At 47.9% G+C, this 376-nt stretch carries 1 protein-coding gene; it reads left to right on the forward strand.

Annotated features, from left to right (window positions below; genetic code table 11):
- Window positions 1–183, forward strand: a 183-nt coding sequence (locus HBA93_RS19210) for a ChuX/HutX family heme-like substrate-binding protein (RefSeq protein WP_286202071.1), incomplete at its 5' end; no start/stop codon positions are given.
- Window positions 184–376: the final 193 nt, after the last annotated feature.

A 376-nucleotide genomic window follows, 5' to 3' on the forward strand; every position in this document is an offset into this window, starting at 1 on the left:
AGTGTTTGGGCAGTTCGCAAACCAACTAAAGACGGTCATGTAACGTCGCTGGAAGCTTACGATGCACAGGGCGAAATGATCGCGCAGTTCTTTGGTGAGCGTCATGAAGGTGAAGCAGAGCGCACGGATTGGCGTGAACTGGTTGAAGCACTGCCGCGTCTGGCACGCTCAGTAGCTGCCTGAATAGTTTGATTATGATGCAGAGCGGTTTTGGCCGCTCTGCATCACCTTTTACAGCGTTTCCAGTTAAGACTGAATCGTTGGAACCGCTGTAACAGTTTGTATTTACGCATTATCCGACTCAAAACCGCTTCGTACTTTTGGCTCGGAAATGCAATAAAACGCCGGTTTATCTGGTCGTAAAATAAAATGCTTT

Source organism: Ochrobactrum sp. SFR4, assembly GCF_019730395.1.
GTDB lineage: Bacteria > Pseudomonadota > Alphaproteobacteria > Rhizobiales > Rhizobiaceae > Pseudochrobactrum.